At 43.2% G+C, this 25,200-nt stretch carries 24 protein-coding genes, 1 pseudogene and 1 riboswitch; of the genes and pseudogenes, 15 read left to right on the top strand and 10 right to left on the bottom strand.

What is annotated here, in order from left to right:
• From FTU40_RS14115 to FTU40_RS14105, 3 genes and pseudogenes are all read left to right on the top strand, one after another.
• Positions 1 to 103: pseudogene (locus FTU40_RS14115) on the top strand (IS982 family transposase); the annotation flags it as partial.
• A 122-nt stretch (positions 104 to 225) separates the two neighbouring features.
• Complete coding sequence (locus FTU40_RS14110; protein WP_005170722.1) at positions 226 to 666, top strand: MarR family winged helix-turn-helix transcriptional regulator; 441 nt, start codon at positions 226 to 228, stop codon at positions 664 to 666.
• Positions 666 to 1,865, top strand: coding sequence for an MFS transporter (locus tag FTU40_RS14105; RefSeq protein ID WP_005097026.1), 1,200 nt, complete (start codon positions 666 to 668; stop codon positions 1,863 to 1,865). Before FTU40_RS14110 ends, FTU40_RS14105 begins: the two co-directional genes overlap by 1 nt.
• Before the next feature lie 6 nt (positions 1,866 to 1,871).
• Here the strand turns inward: FTU40_RS14105 and FTU40_RS14100 are convergent, their stop codons facing one another.
• On the bottom strand, positions 1,872 to 2,852 hold the full coding sequence (locus FTU40_RS14100; RefSeq protein ID WP_180041266.1) for a GlxA family transcriptional regulator: 981 nt from the start codon (positions 2,850 to 2,852) through the stop codon (positions 1,872 to 1,874).
• Positions 2,853 to 2,966: 114 nt separating this feature from the next.
• Here FTU40_RS14100 and FTU40_RS14095 point away from each other — a divergent pair, with 114 nt between their 5' ends.
• A complete protein-coding gene (locus FTU40_RS14095; RefSeq protein ID WP_180041264.1) occupies positions 2,967 to 4,754 on the top strand; it encodes an acyl-CoA dehydrogenase in 1,788 nt (595 codons plus the stop codon).
• A gap of 54 nt (positions 4,755 to 4,808) precedes the next feature.
• Here FTU40_RS14095 and FTU40_RS14090 read toward each other — a convergent pair whose 3' ends face one another.
• Entirely contained in the window at positions 4,809 to 6,023 is a 1,215-nt protein-coding gene (locus FTU40_RS14090) for an alkane 1-monooxygenase (protein ID WP_180041262.1), read from the bottom strand.
• A gap of 188 nt (positions 6,024 to 6,211) precedes the next feature.
• Here FTU40_RS14090 and FTU40_RS14085 point away from each other — a divergent pair, with 188 nt between their 5' ends.
• Positions 6,212 to 7,162 carry an AraC family transcriptional regulator gene (locus FTU40_RS14085; RefSeq protein ID WP_100328572.1) on the top strand — a complete coding sequence of 317 codons (951 nt, stop codon included), beginning with the start codon at positions 6,212 to 6,214 and terminating at the stop codon, positions 7,160 to 7,162.
• Here FTU40_RS14085 and lpxB read toward each other — a convergent pair.
• Entirely contained in the window at positions 7,151 to 8,323 is a 1,173-nt protein-coding gene (gene lpxB, locus FTU40_RS14080) for a lipid-A-disaccharide synthase (RefSeq protein WP_180041260.1), read from the bottom strand. The two genes, FTU40_RS14085 and lpxB, sit on opposite strands and share 12 nt — an antisense overlap.
• 389 nt (positions 8,324 to 8,712) lie before the next feature.
• Here lpxB and FTU40_RS14075 point away from each other — a divergent pair, with 389 nt between their 5' ends.
• The 3 genes from FTU40_RS14075 (at position 8,713) to FTU40_RS14065 (ending at position 11,410) form a co-directional block, all read left to right on the top strand.
• Entirely contained in the window at positions 8,713 to 9,603 is an 891-nt protein-coding gene (locus FTU40_RS14075; protein ID WP_005097034.1) for a sulfite exporter TauE/SafE family protein, read from the top strand.
• A gap of 127 nt (positions 9,604 to 9,730) precedes the next feature.
• Positions 9,731 to 10,822: a 3-deoxy-7-phosphoheptulonate synthase gene (locus FTU40_RS14070; protein ID WP_180001437.1), complete on the top strand. Its 1,092-nt coding sequence runs from the start codon at positions 9,731 to 9,733 to the stop codon at positions 10,820 to 10,822.
• Positions 10,823 to 10,885: 63 nt separating this feature from the next.
• Positions 10,886 to 11,410 (top strand): protein tyrosine phosphatase family protein, encoded by a 525-nt coding sequence (locus FTU40_RS14065; RefSeq protein WP_100535153.1) that lies wholly within the window; start codon positions 10,886 to 10,888, stop codon positions 11,408 to 11,410.
• A gap of 2 nt (positions 11,411 to 11,412) precedes the next feature.
• Here the strand turns inward: FTU40_RS14065 and ispF are convergent, their stop codons facing one another.
• Positions 11,413 to 11,901: a 2-C-methyl-D-erythritol 2,4-cyclodiphosphate synthase gene (gene ispF, locus FTU40_RS14060; protein ID WP_005170695.1), complete on the bottom strand. Its 489-nt coding sequence runs from the start codon at positions 11,899 to 11,901 to the stop codon at positions 11,413 to 11,415.
• 100 nt (positions 11,902 to 12,001) lie between these two features.
• Here ispF and FTU40_RS14055 point away from each other — a divergent pair, with 100 nt between their 5' ends.
• The gene (locus tag FTU40_RS14055) at positions 12,002 to 12,655 is read left to right on the top strand and encodes a hypothetical protein (protein WP_005097039.1); all 654 of its coding nucleotides are present in this window, start codon (positions 12,002 to 12,004) and stop codon (positions 12,653 to 12,655) included.
• Between the two features lie 84 nt (positions 12,656 to 12,739).
• Here FTU40_RS14055 and FTU40_RS14050 read toward each other — a convergent pair whose 3' ends face one another.
• The 6 genes from FTU40_RS14050 to FTU40_RS14025 all read right to left on the bottom strand — a co-directional run bounded on the left by FTU40_RS14050 (position 12,740) and on the right by FTU40_RS14025 (position 18,870).
• Positions 12,740 to 13,984, bottom strand: a complete 1,245-nt coding sequence (locus FTU40_RS14050; RefSeq protein WP_180001435.1) for a D-amino acid dehydrogenase — start codon at positions 13,982 to 13,984, stop codon at positions 12,740 to 12,742.
• A 135-nt stretch (positions 13,985 to 14,119) separates the two neighbouring features.
• A riboswitch (glycine riboswitch) is annotated at positions 14,120 to 14,207 on the bottom strand.
• Positions 14,208 to 14,537: 330 nt separating this feature from the next.
• Positions 14,538 to 15,446, bottom strand: a complete 909-nt coding sequence (locus FTU40_RS14045) for an AEC family transporter (protein WP_180001434.1) — start codon at positions 15,444 to 15,446, stop codon at positions 14,538 to 14,540.
• A 127-nt stretch (positions 15,447 to 15,573) separates the two neighbouring features.
• Positions 15,574 to 16,092, bottom strand: a complete 519-nt coding sequence (locus FTU40_RS14040) for a GNAT family N-acetyltransferase (RefSeq protein WP_180041257.1) — start codon at positions 16,090 to 16,092, stop codon at positions 15,574 to 15,576.
• Between the two features lie 68 nt (positions 16,093 to 16,160).
• Entirely contained in the window at positions 16,161 to 17,255 is a 1,095-nt protein-coding gene (gene aroC / locus FTU40_RS14035) for a chorismate synthase (RefSeq protein ID WP_180041255.1), read from the bottom strand.
• Between the two features lie 13 nt (positions 17,256 to 17,268).
• Positions 17,269 to 18,279 carry a 50S ribosomal protein L3 N(5)-glutamine methyltransferase gene (gene prmB / locus FTU40_RS14030; RefSeq protein ID WP_100328972.1) on the bottom strand — a complete coding sequence of 337 codons (1,011 nt, stop codon included), beginning with the start codon at positions 18,277 to 18,279 and terminating at the stop codon, positions 17,269 to 17,271.
• 204 nt (positions 18,280 to 18,483) lie between these two features.
• A complete protein-coding gene (locus FTU40_RS14025; RefSeq protein ID WP_005097047.1) occupies positions 18,484 to 18,870 on the bottom strand; it encodes a hypothetical protein in 387 nt (128 codons plus the stop codon).
• Positions 18,871 to 19,069: 199 nt separating this feature from the next.
• Between FTU40_RS14025 and FTU40_RS14020 the strand changes: the two genes are divergently transcribed.
• From FTU40_RS14020 to FTU40_RS13995, 6 genes are all read left to right on the top strand, one after another.
• Positions 19,070 to 19,378 carry a hypothetical protein gene (locus FTU40_RS14020; protein WP_005097049.1) on the top strand — a complete coding sequence of 103 codons (309 nt, stop codon included), beginning with the start codon at positions 19,070 to 19,072 and terminating at the stop codon, positions 19,376 to 19,378.
• A 160-nt stretch (positions 19,379 to 19,538) separates the two neighbouring features.
• Positions 19,539 to 20,912: an AarF/ABC1/UbiB kinase family protein gene (locus FTU40_RS14015; RefSeq protein ID WP_074382716.1), complete on the top strand. Its 1,374-nt coding sequence runs from the start codon at positions 19,539 to 19,541 to the stop codon at positions 20,910 to 20,912.
• A gap of 239 nt (positions 20,913 to 21,151) precedes the next feature.
• On the top strand, positions 21,152 to 22,447 hold the full coding sequence (locus FTU40_RS14010; RefSeq protein WP_180041253.1) for an acyl-CoA dehydrogenase family protein: 1,296 nt from the start codon (positions 21,152 to 21,154) through the stop codon (positions 22,445 to 22,447).
• 22 nt (positions 22,448 to 22,469) lie between these two features.
• Positions 22,470 to 23,669: an acyl-CoA dehydrogenase family protein gene (locus FTU40_RS14005; protein ID WP_005097053.1), complete on the top strand. Its 1,200-nt coding sequence runs from the start codon at positions 22,470 to 22,472 to the stop codon at positions 23,667 to 23,669.
• Positions 23,670 to 23,758: 89 nt separating this feature from the next.
• The gene (locus FTU40_RS14000; protein ID WP_180041251.1) at positions 23,759 to 24,247 is read left to right on the top strand and encodes a GNAT family N-acetyltransferase; all 489 of its coding nucleotides are present in this window, start codon (positions 23,759 to 23,761) and stop codon (positions 24,245 to 24,247) included.
• A 211-nt stretch (positions 24,248 to 24,458) separates the two neighbouring features.
• Positions 24,459 to 25,037 carry a transglycosylase SLT domain-containing protein gene (locus FTU40_RS13995; protein WP_180001429.1) on the top strand — a complete coding sequence of 193 codons (579 nt, stop codon included), beginning with the start codon at positions 24,459 to 24,461 and terminating at the stop codon, positions 25,035 to 25,037.
• The last annotated feature ends 163 nt before the right edge of the window (positions 25,038 to 25,200 follow it).

Raw genomic sequence — 25,200 nt, 5'->3', positions numbered from 1 at the left:
TCATCGTTCGGTGAATAACTTTATGGTGAATATTATGGCTGCTATAGTGGCTTATTGCTTAAATCCAAATAAGCCAACTTTCCAAAACTTGCTAAAAAGCTAAAATATTTCATCGAACTCAGGTTAATTAAATATGCAAGTGAATATTTAATTGAACGGTGACCACTTGTGTAATCCAAAAAATAGGCGTAAATTGGCTGTAAATTAGTTAGCCAGGTTAACTATATGCCTTCTGCCTCTCTTCCATTTCGCGCCTTGTTATTACGTTGTGCACGGTTACTCAGTGATGAAATCAATACGATTTTATTATCTTCACAGTTAAATTATTCCTTATGGCAAGTGCTGTATGTGATTCAGACGCATCAGCAATGTACCCTGATGGATATTTCTCATTATTTGAACGTATCTAAACCCAGCATCAGTAAACGTATCCAGAATTTAGTGGAACTCGGTCTAATTAGCCAACTCGAAACTGCAGACAAGCGTCAGAAGCTATTCACACTGAGTGAGCAAGGAGTCGAGACTTTTGCCCTGGGTTCCACACAGATTGAGGCATTTGAAAAGCAGTTGCTTGAGCAAATTGCCTCAGATGATATTGAAAGTAGTAAAAATATCTTGATGCAGCTCATTCAGCAGTTACAACCCGCTTCGCAGGATCGACTTTAATGAGCCAAGAACAAACGCCTTTATGGACTCCCAATTTTATTTTGATCAGTCTGGTGAATTTCCAGTTGGTGCTGGTGTTTTATTTGCTGGTGATTGTGATTGTCGGCTACTCGGTAGCAGAATTAGGTGCAACCACGGCACAGGCAGGGCTGGTTTCTGGCTTGTTTATTGTCGGTACCTTATTCGGCCGTCTTATTATCGGGAAACTGCTAAACCGTTTGGGCCTAAAAATTACGCTTGTGGCCGGTCTGACAGGTTTTCTGCTTTTTTCTGGCCTCTATCTGATTCCGGCCAAGCTGGAAATTTTACTGGGCATCCGTCTGATGCACGGTTTTATGATGGGTGTGGCCTCAACGGTATTAGGCACCGTGATTGCCCAGACCATTCCTGCGACTCGACGTGGTGAAGGCATTGGTTATTTTAGTATGAGCAGCACACTTGGCACAGCGATTGGCCCCTTCTTAGGCATCTGGCTAATGTCAAATTTTAACTATCAGGTGATTTTTGTTTTTACCAGTGTAGTCGCACTCAGCTGCCTGATTTGCAGCCTGTTTATTCAGCCGCCACAGATTAAAATAACGAATCCAGTCAATCATATAGAAAATCAATCATCTAGCAGACTGGCGCAATATATTGAACCCAAGGCTTTGCCGATTTCGATGATTGTTCTGATTGTGGCAACCTGCTATTCCGGCGTCTTATCTTTTATTCATTTCTATGCCAAAGAGATTAATTTAGTCGAAACGGCTTCTTTTTTCTTTCTGATGTATGCCATTGCGATTTTGCTTTCACGTCCATTTACCGGCCCGCTAATGGATCGTAAAGGTGAAAACATCATCATCTATCCGGCCATTGTGATTATGGCCTTAGGAATTTTATTACTCAGTCAGGCCCATAATGCTACGATGTTATTGGCCAGCGCCGCACTGCTTGGTTTTGGCTTTGGTAATCTCCAGTCCGTCTGTCAGACCATTGCGGTAAAAAGTACCAGTTTGCAGCGTATGGGGCTGGCGACTTCAACCTTCTTTATTGCGCTAGATGCAGGTTTGGGTTTTGGACCTTATTTCCTCGGCATGCTTCTGGATCAGATCGGTTATCGTCAACTTTACCTGTACTCTGCTGTACTGACCATCAGCTGTCTGATCTGGTATTACCTGTTGCATGGCCGTAAAGCGGGGGAAATACAACCTTCTTATTAAACACTTCTAAAAGCGACGGCTAAAGCGGCGCCGATATTCCAACGGCGTCAAGCCAGTTTTTCTATGAAATAAACGGCGAAATGAACTTGGGTCCTGATAACCAATATTTTGCATGATCACATCCACCGCCTGATCGGTTTCTTCCAGACGTTTGCGTGCAGCTTCAATTCGGATCGCTTGCAGATACTGATTTGGCGGCAAGTCCAGTGCCTGTTTAAAATGGCGAATCAAGGTACGCGTGGTGACATTAAAACGTGTTGCAATATCATCCAAGCTAAAAGACTCATGAAAATGCTGCTCCAGCCAGTTCTGGACATTTTGCACCAGTTCATCATGATGCGGTTGTCCAATCTTGAGTAAGGAATAAGACAGCTGGCTATCGCGTCGATAATCAATCACAAAAGATTTGGCCGATTGCATGGCCACCTCAAAGCCATAAAAACGTTCAATCAGATGTAAGCCTAGGTCGAACCAGGCCAGGCCTCCACCCGCGCAATAGATATTCTGGTCGCGGCTAATCATCAGATCGGCATTCAATTTGACCTGCGGATAATGCTTCCGGAAAATATCTTGAAAGCCCCAATGCGTCGTTGCCACGCGATTATCTAAAATACCGGCTTCTGCCAGAAAAAAATTCCCGGTGCAGTTTCCGGCAATTAAAGTCGCATCTGCATGTGCAGATTTTAAAAAATGAATCAGTTCTGGATTCTGTTGCAATACATCCTGAATCGGTGCAGCGATGGTGGGCACCACCACAATATCTGCGGTTTGAATCTCTTGATAGGAACAATGTACCTGTAATTCCAGACCATTAATACAACGAATCGGTTGTCCATCTGGACTGGCGATACTGACCTTAAACAGGCGTTGTACATCCTGCTGCTGAATCCGGTTCCAGCTCACACCGGCCATGGCAAATAAATCGACGACACCGGTAATGGCAGAAGCCAGAGCGCCATCAAAACCCAAAACTACGACTCGCTGCATCTTGACCTCATTGTCATTTTTTACCTGTTTGATGTCATTATTGACAATCCTGCTGAATAAAAGCAACTGTTAGTCTTGGCGCTATCTCAAGGATTTTACATTCAGGACAGTACCGTGACCGAGCTAATAAATGATAAAGATCTTAATTTTCTACTTTATGATGTCTTCAAACTTGAAGCTCTGACAAAACTGGAACGTTATCAGGAGCATGATAAAAATACCTTTGACAGTATTTTAGATACAGCCAAGGGTATCGCGACCGATTACTTTGCCCCGCATAATGCCAAAGCCGATCAGCATGAACCGAGCTTTGATGGGAAGCAGGTCAAAACCATTGCTGAAGTCAAAACGGCGTGGCAGCAGTTTGCCGATGCCGGCCTGCTTTGCGCCCAGCATGATTATGCAGATGGTGGCATGCAACTGCCCACTTTGGTGAATATGGCCTGCAATGCTTATTTCATGTCAGCCAATCCGTCCACCGTGGCTTATTCTTTTCTAACAGCCGCTGCGGCGAACCTGATACAGGCTTTTGCCTCCCCAGAACAAAAGCAAATATTCCTACCGCATATGTTGAGTGGCCGCTTTGCCGGCACCATGGCCATGACCGAGCCGAATGTCGGTTCTTCTCTGGGTGATCTAACGACCAAAGCTATTCCTCTGGCAGATGGAACTTATAACATTAAAGGCCAGAAAATGTTTATTTCTGGTGGTGATCAGGATATTACCGAAAATATTATTCATCTGGTTCTGGCGCGGATTCAGGATGCACCGCAAGGGGTCAAAGGTATTTCCCTGTTCATTGTGCCGAAATTTAAAACCAATCCAGATGGCTCTATAGGTGAATCCAATGATGTACAGCTGGCTGGTTTACTGCACAAAATGGGTTATAGAGGAACGACTTCAACGGTTTTAAGCTTTGGCGAAAATGATGCTTGCTTAGGCTATTTGATTGGTGAAGCAGGTCATGGCTTAAAATATATGTTTAAAATGATGAATGAGGCGCGTGTCGGCGTAGGCTTGGGTGCAGCCATGATTGGCTATCGCGGTTATCTGGAATCCTTAAACTATGCCAAAAACCGTCCGCAAGGTCGTCTTGCACATGAAAAATCGCCTGATTCCAAACCGGTCAATATTATTGAGCATAGTGATGTCAAACGTATGCTGCTGGCACAAAAAGCTTATGTCGAAGGATCACTGGCCCTGTGTTTATTTGCGGCGCGTCTGATTGATGAACATCAGGCAGCACATGATGAGAACAGTGCCCTCTTGCTTGATCTGATCACTCCAGTGGTCAAATCCTTCCCTTCAGCCTATGGCCCAAAAGCCAATGATCTGGCGATTCAGGTTTTGGGCGGCGCGGGTTATACCCGTGATTATCCGGTCGAACAATGCTACCGCGATAACCGCCTCAATCCGATTCATGAAGGCACGTATGGCATTCAGTCCCTGGATTTGCTTGGGCGTAAACTCTGGCAGCACAATGGCAAGGGACTCAGCCTGTTGATGCAACGCATCCAGCATACGTTGTCTGAGATTCAGAATCCCAAGTTAGTCGCACTGGCCAAAAGTTTTCAACAGCATCTGGCTACCCTGCAAAAAACCACCCAGATTTTAGGTCAGGCTCTACATCAAGGCCAAATCAATGAAGCATTAGCCAACTCTGGGCTTTATTTAGACATGATGGGAAAAACCATGATTGCCTGGCTCTGCTTAGACATGGCGCAGCAGGCACAACTTAAATTTGACAATTCCGATCAAAAAGAAGATCAGGACTTTTTGGCGGGCAAGTTTCAGGCAGCCCAATATTTTATCCGCTGGGAATTGCCTGAAATTGAACATCAGGCCAAATTACTGATGAATCTGGATGATACTTGCCTGAATATGCAAGGCGACTGGTTCTAGGCAGAATTCATCAAAAAATGCGCCTTTATCGGCGCATTTTTATTTTTTAATTCATTAAGCTGCAGAGTCTTTTACACCAAATTTTTTTAAAAGCTTGGCACGCTTGGAAGGCAAGATATTGGCCTTGCTTAAATCGCCCTGATAATGCTGATAGACTCGCTGATCCATGATTTTGTACCATAAAGGTGGAATCAGGGCTGGAATCAACATGGTCGCATAACCGCTCGGTAATTCTGGCGCTTCATCAAAATGCCGTAGCGCCTGAAATGGCCGGCTTGGAAAGGCATGATGATCGGAATGGCGTTGTAACTGATACAAAAACAGATTGGTCACGATATTGTTGTTATTCCAGCTATGTTCCGGCAAGGTTCGCTCATAACTGCCATCCGCTTTCTGTCCGCGTTTTAGTCCGTAGTGCTCGATATAATTCACAATCTCAAACAGGCTGACGCCATAAAATGCCTGTGTCAGTGTATAAGGAATAATTTTCTTGCCATACGCCTTTAGCATCAAGGCATGATAGCCGGCACTCATGGCCCAACCATGAAACAGTTCATTTTCCTGACTAAAAAATTTCAGTCCCTTACGCTCGAGCCGTCTTTTTTCAATCTGGATTGCAGATTTTAATCCGCCTATTACGGTACGTGGCCAGAAGCGGTAAAAAGATTCACCCATTTTCGAAGATGCCGGATCTTCAGGCGTGGCTACCCGTTTATGGTGTCCATAAGGATGTTCAATCCGGAAATGGTTATAGCCCAAAGGCATCAGGCTGGCATGAGACCAGTAATGGTCTTTTTTCTGGGGACGATGGCTGAGTTCATGTGCGGTATTCACCCCCACACCATTAATCGCCCCCATAGAAATTCCAAGCAGTACCTGATCCAGCAAAGACACATTTGGTCGGCTTACGACATAGCCAGCAAAGGCATTGGCTGCCATTTGCAAGGGAATAAATGCTTTTACAATGCGGTCATAATAAGGATCGTTAACCAGTGCCTTGATCTGCTCATCATTTGGATTATTGGCATCATCGCCAATCAGGGCATCTAATGTCGGAATAATCACATGCAGTAATAAAGGCCCGCCCATCGCAAAGATTTTTTGAGTGGCTTTGGGACCAAAATGATAACCGGCCAGAATTCCCATTCCGATCACAGGCAGACCTGGGCTGAGCAACCAGCCAAAACGTTTTTTATCCAGCTTTACACCTTTTGGTGCGTACGCTTCCTGCGTAAACTGCGCTTTCTGGATTTGTGCAGGGGCATTCATTGCGACCTTCCTTTTTTATGTTACTCTGCACTTATAGTTGAATATTTCAGCAGAAGCGAACAGTATTCAACGTCCAGAAAAGCTATGTCAGCGTCTTTGGCACATGCTGCCAAATTCTGGCCTAAAATCACAAAGTTAAAAAATTTATAGTCAATTAAATGAAATAAAACAGAAGAATAGAGTTAGGCATGGATGCTTTAAGTAAAATTTTTGATGATATTCATCTGGAAAAATCAGAATATCTTTATCTGAATGTGTTTCATCCGGGCGGCTTTGACTATCAGCATGAACCCTTTATGTTGGCCTATATCCTATTACAAGGACAGGCGCAATTAAAGTTCATGAATGGTGATCTGCTCGAGCTACAACAAGGTGATCTGGTGCTATTACCCGCTGGTTCCGCCCATCATGTTTCCTGCCCAGACAATGCCGATTTTTCTGAGCACCATGCGATTAATCCTTATTTTCAGAGCAATGCACAGCAATGTGTTGATCTCAATCGGGAAAATTCGGCGGAGCATAGTTTCATACTGGCTATTCGTTCCAGCCTGGATATGCAGATGGCAAAGCCTCTGCTAAGTGCCTTACCTAAATACCTGCATATTCAGCATATTCTGGGCGACACCGCACCGGAATGGTTACAGGTCGGTTTACAGTTTCTGGCGCTGGAAACCCAGCAGATGCGGCCGGGACGTGACAAGATTCTGGATCATCTGGTCAGTATTTTACTGATTGAATGTGTGCGAGATTATATTTTAAATCTGGAAAATTCCTCGAGCTGGCTGAATGCGCTCTCGCATCCGGAACTGTCCAATGCACTCGCTGCAATTCATGGCAAACCTGAGCAGTTCTGGACCGTAGAAAGTCTGGCTGAGCAATGTCATATGTCACGTTCCAAATTTGCCCAGCTCTTTACCCAGATTGTCGGTGAGCCGCCACTGGCTTATTTGCAACAGCATCGCCTTCGGCTGGCGGCACAATATTTGCGAAATAGCGGATTTAGCATTCAGCAGATCGCACATGGCGTTGGTTATTCATCCGAGACGGCCTTCAGTCAAAGTTTTAAAAAACAGTTTGAACAGACGCCCACCCAGTACCGGCTGAATTGTCAGAACAATAATGTCAAATTACTGGATTAGCGCGAGCACGGCTTTGACCGGGTCTTCGCTATTACCAGACAATAGCTGCTTATGCATGGTGATATGCTGCATCACCTGAATTTGTGCAGTTTCAATATTCATCAGTTTTTCAATTTCAGCCGCCAGCTTTTCAGGCGTAGCATCGGCTTGAATCAGCTCCTGAATGACTTTTTTGCCGGCAATAATATTTGGCAATGAAAAATAAGGGATTTTTACCAGTAATTTGGCAATTTGATAAGTTAGCCAGTGCAGTTTATAAAAAGTCACCATCGGACGGTGCAGCAACATCGCTTCAAGCGTTGCAGTTCCGGAAGCCAATGCAATGATATTGGATGCATTCATGACCTGACGACCAATTTTGGACTCAGGGCTGGTATTTTCCATCAGGCGCATCTGGGCCTTTAGGCTCTCAGAATAAGTGACCAGTAAACTTTCGATTTGCTGCTTGCGTGCATCATTAATGGCAGGAATCAGAAAGGTATATTCCGGATATTTCTGATGCAAAATATTGGCAGCATCCAGAACCAAAGGCCCTAAACGTTCAATTTCACCACGACGGCTGCCCGGCAATAAGGCAATATATTTCTGATTTGGATCCAGACCTAGTTCTGTCTTGGCCGCCAGAATTGGATTTTCAAGCGGTAACTGGCTGGCCAATGGATGTCCAACAAAAGCTGCTGGCACATCCCATTGCTTGAAAAAGGCTTTTTCAAATGGAAATAAGCACAGTACCAGATCAATACTGGCTTTAATCCCATGCACACGTCCCTGACGCCATGCCCAGACCGAAGGACTGACGTATTGCACCGTTTTAATCGGTAACTGTTTTTGTTTAATAGTTTTTGACAAACGCAGGTTAAAATCAGGCGCATCAATCCCGATAAAAATATCGACCGGGTCTTTAGTCCAGGTTTCCACCAGACCATCCCGCACAGCAAAAAGTTTTTTAATATCTTTTAAAACTTCGACAATGCCCATCACCGATAAAATATCCATCGGATAATAGCTTTTAAAACCTTCCGCGATCATTTGCGGACCACCGATACCTTCAAATTCAGCATCAATGCCTTGCTCACGAAAACGGCGAATCAATTTTGCGCCAAGCGTATCTCCAGAAACTTCACCGACCACGATTCCAATTTTAAGTTTTCGATTTAGCAAGTGAGTTCCCTCTCAGATCCGTATTGAACTGTATTTAATCGTAATTCTAACATAAAGCTGGGTTTATGCCTGAATAAGCAGTGAGCATCTTATATTTTAAGAAAGGTATGCTTTAGAATTACTTAGCCTACTCTTAATCTTCCCTGATGATTTTTTCTATTGAAGTGGTTTTCCTGATTCATCTTCATTTTCAGGCAGATCAAAGTGTCCTTTAAAATAAGTGACCGGTCTTTCACGTTATTTTCTATAGCGAGGATGAACATGAAACTTCATTTAATTTTAAGCCCAGTGCTTTATCTTTTTTATGCATAAGTAAATCAATAATCAAGACAACGACTTATATCCAAAAGTCATAAGATATCCACGTTTTTTGATTTTGGCATATATGCATGTTTGGTCCGATTGAGTTTATTTTAGCAGGTGTGTTGGTAGGTTTTTGTGTTGGAGTAACCGGTGTCGGTGGTGGCTCATTGATGACACCCATTCTGATCAGCCTATTCCGGATTGAACCCCACATTGCAATTGGTACGGATCTGCTCTATGCCGCGATTTCAAAATTCTGCGGTTCTTTTGTGCATGCCAAAAAAATGAATATTGTCTGGCCAATTGTGATCTGGCTGGCAGTAGGCAGTATTCCAGCATCTTTTGCCACGCATTGGGTACTCGACAACTATTTAAGCCAATCGACACATTACAAGGCCGTCCTGACCATGGTATTGGGCTTTATGCTGACCATTACCGGCTTGTCTATTCTGTTTCGCACCCAGATCGAAAATCTTTTCAACAAATACCGAAAACAAGAACTGCCAGATATGACGCAGGATCTGGAAAAAGTAAAACTGCAAGCCAAGGAAAAGCGCATCGCCATCATGATTATGGGCGTTATCTTGGGTATTTTTGTCACCTTATCTTCAGTCGGTGCAGGTGCATTTGGCATCATGGCTTTAGTGGTGATGTTTCCGAATCTGCCGATGATTCGTATCATTGGCTCAGACGTGGTGCATGCGGTGTTACTGACGCTGGTTGCAGGCTTGGGGCATATGTCATCAGGCAATGTCGATTTCATGCTGCTCATGTGGTTATTGGTGGGTTCTATTCCAGCGATTATTGTCGGCACTTTACTCAGTTCACGGATGCCAGAAAAACTGATTCGCAAAATTTTAGGCATTACCTTATTTGGGCTCGGCCTGAATTTCATGCTTAACCCTGTAAAATCAAAACCGGCTCAACCTGCCGAAACAGCGATGGTCGTCATGAGCCAGAATTCCCAGTCCGTTTAATTTAACTATGCGATTCATCACTTTTTTTTCAAAGAAGTATTCATCTTTTTTATAACAAAGTGACGCATCATTCATGTTATATTCGGGCTATTAAACAACCTTTTGTATGATCGAACCAGTGACGGCAATGAATACACAACAGTCAAATCCCATTTCAGCATCAGATATTGATGACGTGAATATCCACAGCATGATTCCTTTGGTAACCCCTGCTGAGCTTAAAGCAGAATTACCTTTGACTGAAACTGCTTATCAAACCGTACTGCATGGTCGTGAAACGATTCGTAAAATCCTGGATGGTGAAGACAAACGCCTGTTCGTTGTCATCGGCCCCTGTTCTATTCATGATCCTGCGGCTGCACACGAATATGCTGAACGCTTAAAAGCGTTAAGCGAAAAAGTTAAAGACAGCTTATACATCGTGATGCGGGTTTATTTTGAAAAACCACGTACCACAGTGGGCTGGAAAGGCCTGATCAACGATCCGGATATGAACGACTCGTTCAATATCGAAAAAGGTCTGCGTATCGGTCGTAAGCTGTTACTTGAACTGAATGAAATAGGTTTACCATGTGCCACTGAAGCACTTGATCCGAACTCACCGCAGTATTATCAAGACCTGATTTCATGGTCTGCAATTGGTGCACGTACGACTGAAAGCCAGACGCATCGTGAAATGTCTTCAGGTCTGTCTTCACCAGTCGGCTTTAAAAACGGGACGGACGGCGGTTTAACCGTGGCAACCAATGCGATGCAATCGGTCAAACATGGCCATAGCTTCCTTGGTTTAAACGATCAAGGTCAGGTCGCTGTGATCCGTACTTCAGGCAACCCGTATGCCCACGTGGTACTGCGTGGCGGTAATGGCAAGCCTAACTATGATGCCGGCTCGGTCGCAGATGCGGAAGCCGCATTAGCCAAGGCCAAAGTCAGCACCAAAATCATGATTGATGCCAGCCATGCCAACTCAAACAAAGACCCGTACCTGCAACCGCTTGTACTCAAAAATATTTCCGAACAAATTCTTGATGGAAACAAGTCAATTGTTGGTATTATGGTAGAAAGTCATCTTAAAGGCGGTCGTCAGGACATTCCTACGAACCTTTGTGATATGGAGTATGGCCAATCAGTCACTGATGGCTGTATCGACTGGGAAACGACTGAAAAAGTCTTACTCGACATGCATGAGGCATTAAAAGATACTTTAGCTAATCGTTAAATGATCTGACAAACGCCATCGCCAAGATGGCGTTTGCATTTCTGAACAAGGAAATTTTATCTGATGAATGATATTGAAACAGCATTAAGCCAGATTGATAATTTTCAGTTTATACATGACCATTTATTTACATCCGGTCAACCGACAACTGAGCAGCTGCAGCTGATTAAAGAATACGGTGTGTCTACGGTCATCAATGTAGCATTAACAGATAACGACCAATATCTGCCACATGAAGATAAAATTTGCCTTGAGCTGGGCCTGAACTATATCCAGTTACCGATTTCATGGGAAACCCCTTCAGACAATCAATGTTTACTGGTACTCGAGCTGATCAATCACCTGATTAAGGAACAGATGGTCTGGGTACACTGTTCACAAAACTATCATGTCAGCTGTCTGATGTATTTATATCGTCAATACTATATGGACGTGGATCTTCCTACGGCGCATGAACATTTGCATCAAATCTGGGAACCGAATGAAACCTGGACAGGTCTCATGCATGCAGTTGCCCTACAGCTGCAAGGCCGTAAAGCAACCCAGGAACTGGAACGATCCCTGATTAATCCAAATTATTTTGTCTGAGCCTATTTATTATGGCTCAACAGCACGGTTGCCATAGATAAAATACCTTCCTGACGACCGGTAAAACCGAGCTGCTCAGTGGTAGTGGCTTTAATACTGATTTGAGTGACATCGACATTGAGCACATCTGCGATACTTTGACGCATGGCCAGATTGTGTTTCGCCAGTTTTGGACGTTCACAGGCGACGGTAATATCAGCATTGTTCAGCTGATAGCCACGATCCAGAATTAACTGATAAACCTGCTTCAACAATACCCGGCTATCCGCACCTTTAAAATCCGGATCGGTATCCGGAAAATGCTGGCCAATATCTCCAAGTGCCAACGCGCCCAACAATGCATCACAGAGTGCATGCAGAATCACATCACCATCCGAATGTGCTTTCAGACCGTGCGTATGCGGAATTTGAATGCCGGCCAAAGTGACAAACTCACCCTCTTCAAATGCGTGCACATCCAGACCCTGACCAATACGAATTTGTGCGATCACCTTATACATCCTTTAGAAATAGCCCATTGAAATCTTGTACACTTGCTTTCTATTTCGCTATAGTTAGACCAAGCGTAACACAGTGAAAGTATAAGCGATCATGCTACTGAAAACTGATATAAATATGTTGAAAATAATTGGCCTGATGCTCGGCCTGGGGATGATATCTGCGGGTAGTTCAGCGAACCCACTCGACTGTAACAACGACAGCAAAAAAACAGCGGCCATGAATAAAGTCTGCTCAGTAGCGCTGTCCGAAGCTCGGGAAAAACTCGCTGACCAATACTTGACCGCTTTTTTAATTACTGATGCCCCCGTTCGCTTATTGCAAGACACCCAACAGTTATGGGCAAATCGGTTACAGCAATGCAAAACGCTGGACTGTTTTAAACAGCAGTTTGAATGGCGCCTCGATGATTTAAATATCTATATTTCACTGAATCAAAGCCTAACTCAGCATTATATTAAGTTCGAGCAGGGACAAATGGCCAAACAGCCTGTGCATATCAAGATTCATCAACTGACTAAAGACCGCATCAAGATTGAAGGTCTGGCCTATCGCAATCCCAATAACCGGGCCGAAACGCAGACTGTTCCATTTTTAGCCTATACCACGCCTGCAGCAAAAGAACAGATCATGGATAATGAAAATGACTGCCGCTATGAGTTTAACTATAGTAAAGCGATTCTAGCCGTCAACACTCAGCAAAAAGGTTGTGAACGTTTTACTGGGGTTTATCGCTTATATGATTGATTCAATTTAAAAAATATTAAAAACTTAACCTTATATAAAATGAGAAATTTGATGTAAAAAATAGCCCGCATGCGGGCCATCAATTTAAGCAGGATAGTATTGAGCAATTTCCTTGCTAATCAGTGCAGCCGTTGCAGCCGACAAGGTCCAGCCCAGATGACCATGGCCGGTATTATAAAATACCCGCTCATGTTTACCACGGCGCACCACAGGCATCATATTTGGCATCATCGGGCGTAAGCCAGCCCAAGGTACGACATGCTCGGTACACAGATCAAAGTTACGATTGCTCCAGTCAATCAGTGGTTGAATCCGGTCTGCACGAATATCCCGGTTATAGCCATTAAACTCGGCGGTTCCTGCGACTCGTAAACGATCCTTACCCAGACGTGACAAGACAATTTTGGCACTTTCATCGAGCAAGCTGACCCATGGTGCATTGTTTTGGCTCTGTTCATCATTCAGCTGCACGGTAATTGAATAACCTTTGACCGGATAAACATTGACTCGTTCCTCTAAAATCTCGGCCAATTGATAACTGCCCACACCCGCACACACCACAATGGCATCTGCATTAATTTCCAGGATGTCATCTGTAGAATGATGTACATTTTCAGTACTGGGTTTGCATTTCACCCGAATATGTTGAGCCTGATGATCGACGGCAAAGACATCTTGGCCAAATTCAAATTTCACGCCTTTTTGCATGCAGGCTTTGGCCAGTCCTGTACTGAATTTATGAATATCTCCGGTCGCATCGCTCTGGCAGTAAAATCCGGCATAGTAATCGCCTGTTAATGCAGGTTCGATCTGCTTGATTTCCGCATTGGAAATGGCATTGCGCTCCAGTCCGCCGCTACACAACAGGTCATTGACCTTGATCGCGACATCGTAATCCGTCTTGTTATGATAAAAATGTAAAATGCCGCGTTTTTCCAGATCAAAATCAATCTGTTCTGTTTGGGCAATTTCATACAAACGTGCTCTGGCCAATAAAGCCAAACGTACAGTCTCTCGGGTATTGGCTTCATAATGTTTGATATTTCCCAAAAATTCCATGAGCCAACTATATTTATGCACACTAAAAGAAGGATTGAGCAAAAGTGGTGCAGTTTTTTGAGACATCCATTTGATACCTTTGAGTACCGTAGCTTTCTGGTTCCATACTTCGGCATTACAGGCTGAAAGCTGGCCGCCATTGGCAAAAGAAGTTTCCATGGCCGGATAGAGATGTCGATCTATCACAGTCACCTGATAGCCTGCCAAAGCAAGCTCATACGCTGTGGTTACCCCAGTAATACCCGCCCCAATCACCACGACATGACACATAGACACCTCCTTGATTATATTGATGTCTTTTCCCATCTGTCATGTGTACCTGAGAGCTTCGGTCGCTGCATTGCACATCAATGCGAGCACCTTCCCCTTCGGTGAGTGATTGAACACTTCTCTCCAGAGTTTTTATCCATTATCACAGTCCTTTTGCCTGAGAGTTTCCTGGGAACTTGCTCCTTCGGCGAACGCAGAAGCATTTCTCTCCTGCAATAATGTTTTATTATCATGAGCAATTTATATACCATTTTATTCAATAAGACAGTTTTTATTTATGTGAGTTCACGTGAATCAATTTGTAATTACTGTTCCGAATTAAACTGAGTTATTGCTGCTGACTGATATTGCCCATCTACCAAATTTTTAGATTTCACTTTTGCTCTATTCAGCGAGATACAACAGATTCTAAACTTTATAAGATTTTAGGATTGATTTGATTTTGGCGCTTAAATAGAACCTTTATTGCTTAGGCTATTTTAATGGTTCAAAGCATAGAGAGTTTAAATTCAGGATTTAGATCTTATATCATCTATTTGAGAATCAAGGAATTTTAAATAATCCAGGAAAGTACCAATATTAAGCTTCCCGCCGCTACGACGGTTTGTACACTAATGATGCTCGCCATTAACTGGCTATCGCCGCCATATACCCGGGTTAACACATAAGACGCTGAGGCGGTAGGTAAGGCAAAGAACAATACCAATACTTGCGTGGTGAATGCATCAATCTGGAAAATTTTACAGACTAAAAATGCAATCAGCGGCATTCCAAACAGGCGACCAAAGGTCATCAGACTGAGTGGCAATACATCTCGCTGAAAGCCCTGAAACTTTAAGGCTGCTCCTACACACATCAGACCGAGTGGCAAACTGCATAGTGCAATCTGTTTAAGAAATTGCTCTGCTCCTGCCCAGAGTGCCAAACCGGAAAGATTAAACACACCACCCACCATACAGCCTAAAATTAATGGATTTTTAGACAAATCCAGAATGATTTTTTTCAGCTGCATATCGTGACTGCGGGTAAATGCCAGTACCGATAAGATATTCACCAAAGGAATACACAACACCATGATCACAGCGAAGATGGTCATGCCCTGCTGATGAAATAAGCTACTGACCGCAGCAAGTCCGATATAGGTATTGAAGCGCAACAAGCCCTGAACATAGACGCCAAAACGCGCATAAGATATCTGGTACATATGGCGCAAGATATACAGTACGATACTGACCACGATCATGATACTAAATACCACCAGTACCACATCCTGAATCACATTCATCTGAATCTTGGCAGTGGCCAGATTTAAAAATAACATCACTGGAAACAGTGCATAATAATTTAACTTTTCTGCACCGCGCCAAAAGTCTTCACTCAACCATTGCCCATGCTTAAGCAGATAGCCAAAGCTGATCAAGCCAATAAGAGGAAATAAAGAAGTTAAAATAATTTGCAGCATGTGCCATCCTGGTCTGTTTCCCGTCTATTTTTCAACACCCTTTAGACGGTGCACAAAAACTAGCATATTTAGTGGCTGTTTCACTACTTAATTTAAGGGATAAAAAGCTTGAACTTTCATCAACTCATTATATTGATCTGATCATTTTTTCTAAAATCAGTAAATTTAATGGAATCAAAGGCTCTCCGACATTTTGATCTAGTGGATATGCTTCAATTTTTTCAGTCAATAGATAGCCCCGGCGCTCATAATAAGCAATCAATTCTGTACGGACATTCAATACTGACATTCGAATCACTTTCTTCTGATACGTATCAATAATATAAGACTCGGCAAAATCTAGTAACTGCTTTCCATAACCCGAGTTTTGTTGGTCTGGATCAATGGCAAAACTTCCAATTTCGATAGAGTCATCGTATTCAGTCAGCCCAATACAGCCAATGATCTGATCATGATTCCCTAATACAAAAAGCTTAACGTTGCTCTGCACCAAGAGACTCACTACTTGATCACAATTAATCCGTTCCCCAGCAACCATCTCATGTTCATGTGTCCAGCCACGATTGGAACGATAAGCTGTATTGATCAATACAACAATGTTCTGGATATCTGTAGTTTTTGCCAAGCGAATATTGTTATTTTTCATTATATAAATATAAAAAAAGCCAGACCGAAGTCTGACTCTAATCGTATCCGCTTCAGATGAAAAGCGAATTATTTTGGTTCAATCGGCTCAAAAGGCGTAACTACATCGGCATTTTGCGCACGATGACGCATAAAGTGATCCATCAGCACAATCGCCAACATCGCTTCTGCAATTGGTGTCGCACGCACGCCCACGCAAGGATCATGACGGCCTTTGGTCAACACGTCTGTATCTTCACGATCGATATTAATGGTTTTACCCGGAGTAGTGATTGAAGCCGTTGGTTTCAGTGCAATCGCGACACGAATGTCCTGACCACTAGAAATACCGCCTAAAATACCACCGGCATGGTTTGCCAGAAAACCGTCTGTTGTTAACTCATCACGTGTTTCATGACCAAATTGCTCAGCGACGCCAAAACCATCACCAATTTCAACGCCTTTGACCGCGTTAATCGACATCATGGCATGCGCAATATCTGCATCTAAACGATCGAAGACCGGTTCACCCCAACCCACAGGTACTTTAGACGCAATAATTTCAAGTTTTGCACCGCAGCTGGTGCCTTGTTCACGTAGTGAAGTCACGAGCACTTCAAAACGTGGCACGGCATCCACATCGCCACAGAAGAATGGATTGTTTGGCACTTCATTCCAGTCCAGTTTTTCTGCTTTTTCAGTGCCAATTTGTGTGACATGGCCACGAATTTCAATGCCAAATTTCTCTAACAGGAATTTCTTGGCAATGGCACCCGCTGCCACACGCATCGCTGTTTCACGCGCGCTTGAACGGCCACCACCACGATAATCACGGAAACCGTACTTCTGGGTATAGGTATAGTCTGCATGACCCGGACGGAAAGTTTGCGCGATATTGCCATAATCTTTCGATTTCTGATCCGTATTACGAATCAAGAGCCCGATCGATGTTCCGGTGGTTTTACCCTCAAACACACCAGAAATAATTTCCACTTCATCCGGCTCTTTACGCTGGGTGGCAAATTTCGATGTACCCGGCTTACGACGGTCCAAATCTTTTTGCAAATCGGCTTCACACAGCTCAATACCCGGTGGAACCCCATCAACGATGGCCATCAGGCCCACACCGTGAGATTCACCACAAGTCGTCACACGGAACAGTTGCCCTATACTATTACCTGCCATGTCACACGACTCCTTATGCTTGAATAGACTGAATGAATAAATCGCGGTAAGTACGGCATTGCTGTGCAGTGAGTGCAAAGATACCTGAACCACCTTTCTGGAATTGTAACCAGTAGAAATCGACTGAATTGAAGTTCTGTTTCATCGCCCATTCCGAGTTACCGACTTCAATGACAATAAGACCGTCTTCAGTCAGGTAATCAGCCGCTTGTGCCAACATTTTACGTACAAGGTCCAAACCATCCTGACCCGCAGCCAATGCCATTTCAGGTTCGTGATGGAACTCATCGGGAAGATCAGCCATATCTTCTGCATCCACATATGGTGGGTTCGATACGATTAAATCATATTGATTTTCAGCAGGAATTTTTTCGAACAGGTCAGACTCAAGCAAGGCCACATTAAACTGTTGGTTATGATGTTCACAGTTAATTTGTGCTACTTCTAAAGCATCCTTAGATAAATCAGTGGCATCGACTTCGGCTTCCGGAAAAGCATAAGCCAGAGCAATCGCGATACAACCTGAACCTGTACACATATCTAAAATACGGCGAGGCATTTTTGGATCTGGATTTTCAGGTAGATTGTTTACCCCTTCACGCGCCTGATAATTTTCATCCAGGCAGTAAGGTGCAAAACGATTTTGAATCAGTTCAGCAATCGGTGAACGTGGAATCAGTACACGCTCATCCACGTAATAAGGTTTATCGTCAAAGTAGGCTAAATTCAATAAATATGAAGTTGGCATACGCTCATTGATACGGCGCTCCAACAATGCTAAAAATTCAGCTTTTTCACTTGGGAGTAATTTTGCCTCGAGAATTTCAGCATCCGCTTTCCATTCCAATGACATGCTTTGTAATACCAATGCTGAACTTTCAGCAAAATAATCTTCTGTACCTTGGCCTAAGTGCGCATCATATTGACGTAATGCTGTCACACCAAAGCGGATAAAATCACGAATTGTGCTTAGGTTTTCAGCGGCTTCCTGAATATGTTCAGGGCTAATAGTCGGTCGATCCACGTAGGGCGTCTCCAAGGTCATTTTTTTAAACGCCTTATGATACCTTGTTTTGCCTGCTTTTATAATGCTAAAAGTATGAAAAACACGAATTCTCTAGGCTCATAAAAATGATAAAATTCGTGTTTTTTTACACAATCCTTAACCTGTCATTCTAGTTTTTTTAGAGCAAGTTCAGACGATTCAAACTATGCCTCATGTATTGATTTATCGTGAACCTGGTGCATAGGAGCGGGATTGATAAAGATTTGCCTGATCCATAATCAAGGCCAGCATACATTGACCTTGCTGCTGTTTGGCATATTTTCCAGACACTCTTAAATTACATTGCTGCGACAGTTTACGTTCCCAAAGCACATGCTGACTGCGGATGGCCGCGGTCTGATTCGGATTCAGCTTTAGATAATTTTTATAGCTTTTCTTCAGACGTTTGTTGTGTAGTTTCAGCTCTTTCTTTAGGCATTTCTCTGCTTTAGCGGTATTACCATAACTAAAGTTCATACACTGCGAATATTCCTTGGAATATCCTACAGCAGCCTGAGTCTGAACTGCACTACCCGCAAAAACTGCAACCAAAAACCATGCAAGACGCATAAAATCCCCTTTACCTAAACTGGTATAATTCCAATAAATGTTTAACAATCAATATTGTTTAAATTATCCATGAATATTAACGCAGTCCTTGCAAAAATCCTATGTATTTCTCCGGCAGCAAATTAAACAGTTGTGCAATTGAAAACTGGCATATCACCCACATATAATCCGAATTAAATCTTCAAACGAGCCCGGTCCTATGAGCTATAAGCACAATAATCTTATGGCGATGCGCCAAAATTACTGGAATGACCAGGTTTCCGGTCAGGTGCAGCAAGAAAAGGTATTTTTGCAGTCAACTTTAATCCAGCATGGTGTATTTAGCAGTGCCACACTGGACGATGCCAAATATCTGTTTTTTGGTTTGCCAAGTATTGTGATTGTAAAAGGCTATGCTTTGGGCTTTATGCACGACAGTGTCCAGCACCTGATTCATCAACATATTCAAACAAATAAACAACAGTTACAACAACGATCTGAATTAAAAATCCAATTTCAAATGGCATAATGCCCTGTCTAAACTGATACAGGCTGGTGAATAAATGAAAGCTTGCCTAGCTTTTACTATGAATTCAGCGGCTTAAACTTTTTTAATACGTGCAGAAGCGCTAATATCCCCTACAATGATTTATTCTGCTTCATGCTGATGATGAAAGGATTGAGTTTACATGTCAGATCAGAACGATAAGCTTAAACAACTGAAAACCTCCTCTATGGATCGACGCTTATCGATCGCAAAGGCATCCTTGCTGGCAGGCACGCGTTGGGCGGCTTCCAGTGCAGGCTCCATATTTTCGAGTGAAGAAGAAAAAGAAAAGAAACGTAAAAAAGCCATGAAAGAGCAGGCGGATTATCTGGTTGCAGAAATTGGTAAGCTCAAAGGTTCAATTGTTAAAATCGGCCAGATGATGGCGCTGTATGGCGAACACTTTTTGCCAGAAGAAGTCACACAGGCTTTAAATACGCTCAACAACCAGACCGTGGCACTTGCTTGGCCAGCGATCAAGACACAATTACAGCAGCAGCTCGGTGCAAAGCTGAATGATCTCACCATTGATCATGAGCCTTTAGGCACTGCATCTTTAGCCCAAGTCCATCGCGCCACCCGCAAATCTGATGGCATGGAACTGGTCTTAAAAATTCAGTATCCCGGTGTGGCAGAAGCCATTGATTCAGATATGAGCCTGTTTAAAAACATGCTTAAACTGACGCGTCTGGTGCCGCAAACCCGCGAGTTCGACCAGTGGTTCGATGAAGTCCGTGAGATGATGCATCGTGAAGTCGACTATCAGATTGAAGCAGATACCACGCGGCGTTTTGCTGCACGTTTAAAAGACGATCCGCGCTATATCGTGCCGACGATTATTGATGAGTATTGCTCTGATCGCGTGCTGTGCATGACTTTCGAACGCGGTGTGCCGATCAATAGCCCAGTAATGTTGTCTCTGCCACAAGAACGACGCAACCAGTTGGGTGAAGCATCGTTAGAAATTGCCGTACGTGAAATTTTTGAATGGGGTGAAATGCAGACCGATCCGAACTTTGGGAATTATCTGGTTCGTCTGGGCAATGGCGAAGATATTCCTGACAAGATTGTCCTGCTCGACTTTGGTGCCATCCGTCAGTTTGACCAGCATCTGCTCAGCGTCGCACGCAATCTGATTCAGGCCGGTTATCATCACGACTCAGACATGATGGTCAAAGCCATGACCGGTTATGAGTTTTTTGATTCAATTCCGCAAAGCATCAAGCCGGATATGGCCAAGGTCTTTTTACTGGCCACTGAGGCTTTTAGCTCACCATTGAATAATCAGGAGCTGCCAGCTAATGTGATGGATCAACATAATCGTTATGACTGGAAAAAAAGCCAATTGCATAGCCGTGTCATGCAACAGGCTTCAAGATCTATGGCTTCGCGTTATTTCAGTGTTCCACCCAAGGAATTTATGTTTATTAGTCGTAAATTCATCGGTGCATATACCTTTATGACCGTGATTGATGCCAAAACCAATGTGCGTGCCATGATCAAAAATTACCTTTGATACCCTAATAGACGCTACATAGAAACCCGGATGATTTTGTCATCCGGGTCAATTTTTATTCAAAAATAATTTTCTCTTTTCTTGTTTTTAATTATATTTTCATAAACTTAGCTTACCATCTATTAACTTTTAATAACTTAAAAATTGTCAATCATTCATGTCAGCGATGACATGGTTTTTTCTTGGCGTGCATGTCAGCATGAATAAAATAACGTGACAACACCCATAGGATAATCAAAATGAATAATATGGTGAACAAAGCTCAAGGATTTGGCTTGTCCATGCTGACCAAAATTGCGGGTAGCGAAATATTAGATCAATTAAAGCTGCGTAAATTTATAGAAAAATCCCTGTATCAAAGTTCCAAAGCAGGATTTAAAACCCTGAGTCAAACCCAGAAAATCCTGAAATCTGGCCAGAACATTCAAAAACAGCGTCTCCCCCCTCAATCTAAAGCACTGTTTGATCTAAACCTGTCTGTAGAACAGCAACTGACCTGCGATGCGATGCAGAAATTTGCTCAAGAGGTACTTTATCCATTGGCGCATGCTGCCGATCAGCAGGAAATATTTCCGTATGAACTGTGGCAATATAACACCGATCTCGGTCTGAATTTCTATGCCTTGCCCGAAGCTTTAGGGGGTATCGCCTGCGAACAGAATATTGTCAGTAATATTTTAATTGCACAACATTTGGCTCGCGGGGATTTCAGTTTGACTGCCGGTTTACTGTCTAGCTTTAGTGTGATCAATGCCATTACCCGCTGGGGTTCAGAGCAGATTCAGGCAAAATATCTTGGTGCTTTCGCAGAAAATCCAGAGCTGAAAGCAAGCTTTGCGGTACAGGAAGAAACCGCCGCATTTAATCCGTATCAACTAAAAACTCAAGCGATTGCTCATCAGGCGCATTATCTGATTAGCGGTGAAAAGACCTTGGTCATGCTCGGAGAAAATGCGGATCTTTATCTGGTCAGTGCCGATCTAGACGGAACACCTGAGGTCTTTGTGGTACAACGTGACCATAGCATTACTGCAAAAAAATCCCCTGCCATGGGTCTAAAAGCAACTGAAAGCATCACACTTCAATTTAAAAATACACCAGCGCAGCGTTTGGGTGATGATGATTTCGATTATCATACTTTCGTTGATTTAGGCAATTTGATGTGGTGTGCCATGGCCGTCGGCACTTGTGAAGCCGTGAAAAAATACTGCATACAATATGCCAATGAACGGACTGCCTTTGGCGAGCCCATTTCCCATCGTCAGAGTGTCGCTTTTATGATTGCCGATATGGCGATTGAAATTGATGCCATGCAGATGCTGATTTTCAATGCTGCCAGTCTGGCTGAATCCGGCCAACCTTTTCATCGTGAAGCTTATCTGGCACGTTTACTCTGCGCAGAAAAATCCATGAAAATCGGTACAGATGGCGTGCAGATTTTGGGTGGTCATGGCTTTACAAAAGAACACCCGGTCGAACGATGGTATCGAGACCTCAGAGCCACTGCGATTGTTCATTCTGGCCTACATGCCTGATCGGAGAATAAAGAGAACTATCATGAATCTACAAAATCCAAAAAAATTCAGACTCCTGATTGATCAAGCGCATGAAGTTGCACTCAATGTACTCCGCCCTATTTCGCGTAAATATGATAAGGCTGAACACACTTATCCTAAAGAGCTGGATATGCTGGCCTCCATCGTAGATGGTATGAACCAAGGCAGTGAAGGTATGAATGCGGGCGCAGCAGTGAATAAACGGGGCGAGACCGACAGCAGCAATAAAAATGGTATTAATATGTCTACTGCCCTGAGTATTATTGAAATGTGCTATGGCGATACGGGTTTATTGCTGTCTATGCCACGTCAAGGTTTAGGAAATTCAGCCATTGCAGCGGTGGCAAATGAAGAACAGCGACAACGTTTTCATGGGACTTGGGCAGCCATGGCGATTACCGAACCAGGTTTCGGCTCAGATTCCGCTGCAATTCGCACCACTGCGACCAAAGATGGTGATGACTATATTTTAAATGGTGAGAAGATTTTTGTGACCTCTGGGGAACGTGCCGATGCGGTTGTGGTCTGGGCAACATTAGATAAAAAACTGGGACGATCGGCAATTAAATCATTTGTGGTGACCAAAGGTACGCCCGGAATGAAGGTTGAACGACTGGAACATAAGTTAGGAATTAAAGCTTCGGATACTGCCACGATTCGCCTGATCAATTGTCGAGTACCTGCGGCAAACTTGCTCGGTCATGCAGAAATCGATGTTGCCAAGGGCTTTGCCGGTGTAATGGAAACCTTTGATAATACCCGGCCATTGGTCGCTGCCATGGCAATTGGCTGTGCCAAAGCCTCGCTGGAACGTATCAAGGAAATTTTTAAGGATCAACTGGATTCCAGTTATGTCACGCCCTATTTACAAAGCTCCAATATCGCTGCACAAATCTATCGTATGGAAGCAGAATGGGAAGCTGCGCGCTTGCTGATGCTCAAAGCGGCGTGGATGGCAGATAATCATAAACCGAATTCACGTGAAGCATCTATTGCAAAGGCCAAAGCTGGACGTATGGGGAATGAAATCACCTTAAAATGTGTAGAATTGGCAGCTGCGGTAGGCTATAACGAAACTGAACTGTTAGAAAAATGGGCACGTGATTCCAAGATTCTGGATATTTTTGAAGGTACCCAGCAGATTCAGCAACTGATTATCGCTCGACGCGAACTGGGTAAATCTTCGAGTGAGCTAAAATAAAACTTTATCGAAGAAAAATTGAAGGAAAAAGATGGATTTTTTAAAGTTTTCGGACTATAAAAATTCCATCTTCTTTTATGTCATGTGCTATGTATTCTATTCGTCCCCTTCAGCCTCAAGATAATGCTCAAATTGCCAAGATTATTCGTGACGTTTCCATGGAGTTTGGTCTGGCAGCGGAGTCCGGTTTCGCTGTAGGTGATTCAATTCTGGATCACCTGTATGACGTATATCAACAGCCAAATTCTGCCTATTGGGTCATTGTTGATGAACAGGATCAGGTTTATGGCGGTGGTGGTATTGCTCCACTACAAGGTGACCACAATATTCTAGAAATACAGAAAATGTATTTTCTACCAGCCATTCGTAGATATGGCTTTGCAAAACAGATTTTGAATTTGGCCTTTGATTTTGCCCGACAACATAAATTTGAACGGATTTATATCGAGACTACCAAAAACCTTTGGCAAGCGGTGAAGCTGTACGAGAACTTAGGTTTTGAGCATCTGGATCGGCCTGAAGGCGACACTGGCCATAGTCAAGCCTGTGAAATCTGGATGCTTAAAAACCTAGCCTAATCGATGTCGATCCTCATCTTATCCATAACACCAAGAAAAGCCTTAAATAAATCTCTATTCCAACCGGCTTTTCTTTGATCACCTCTTCATAAATCATCCATGATTCAAGCAGATCTGCTTTGACTTTGTAAACAAATCATATAATTTCTTGACGATTTTTATACATCTTCCTAAGATCAGTTTAATTTTAAAAATACATGGAAGCTGAAAGTTGTTAGGCAAATTTTCTGTTAGAAAAAACTTATTATTACCAGTATTCAATAGCACAATTTTTAAAATTGGGCTGCTTGGTCTAAGTACCGTGTTTTTTAGTGCCTGTTCTTCTCTTGGCGGCAATTCTTTAGAAAAACGTTCTGCTCAACTGTCTAAAGGAATTCAGACAGCCTACGGTGTTCCAGCAACCACCGCAACTCGCGTTTCACCTTTGATTATTCAGAATGCAGAAAAAAATCGTCTGGATCCATTACTTGTAGCAGCCGTAATTCGTCAGGAGTCAACTTATCGTAGCCAAGTGGCTTCACATGCTGGAGCTGTTGGCCTCATGCAAATTATGCCAAGATATTGGCAAGCGACTTGTGGTGATGATTTATATAATGAAGCTATAAATATTTCATGTGGTAGCCATATTCTTTCTCGTTATCATGAATCCAGTGGCAGCTTAGAAAAAGCACTGGGCTATTATAATGTAGGTCCGACTGCCTATGAGAAAAACCGTAAAATGCGTAAGCAAGGCAAACGTTATGCACAACAAGTGAAACAGCATAAAAAAGATCTGAAGAATGTAATTTAATTTATCTTTAACATAATGCTTGAATCAGTTTAAAACGGCTTTGTTGCATAAAGGTTTGAAAGGCTGAGTTCCCTTAAGCTACTCAAATTTAAGAGACAACTTGGGTATGAGGGCGACCTAATTCTGTGAATTTATTCAAGACTGCCATGCGTGCATGGATCTC

The sequence above is a fragment of the Acinetobacter sp. YH12100 genome (genome assembly GCF_013419135.1).
GTDB classification, from domain to species: Bacteria; Pseudomonadota; Gammaproteobacteria; order Pseudomonadales; family Moraxellaceae; genus Acinetobacter; species Acinetobacter pseudolwoffii.
Note: the sequence above shows the minus strand (reverse complement) of the source record. Positions and strands in the feature narration are given on the sequence as shown.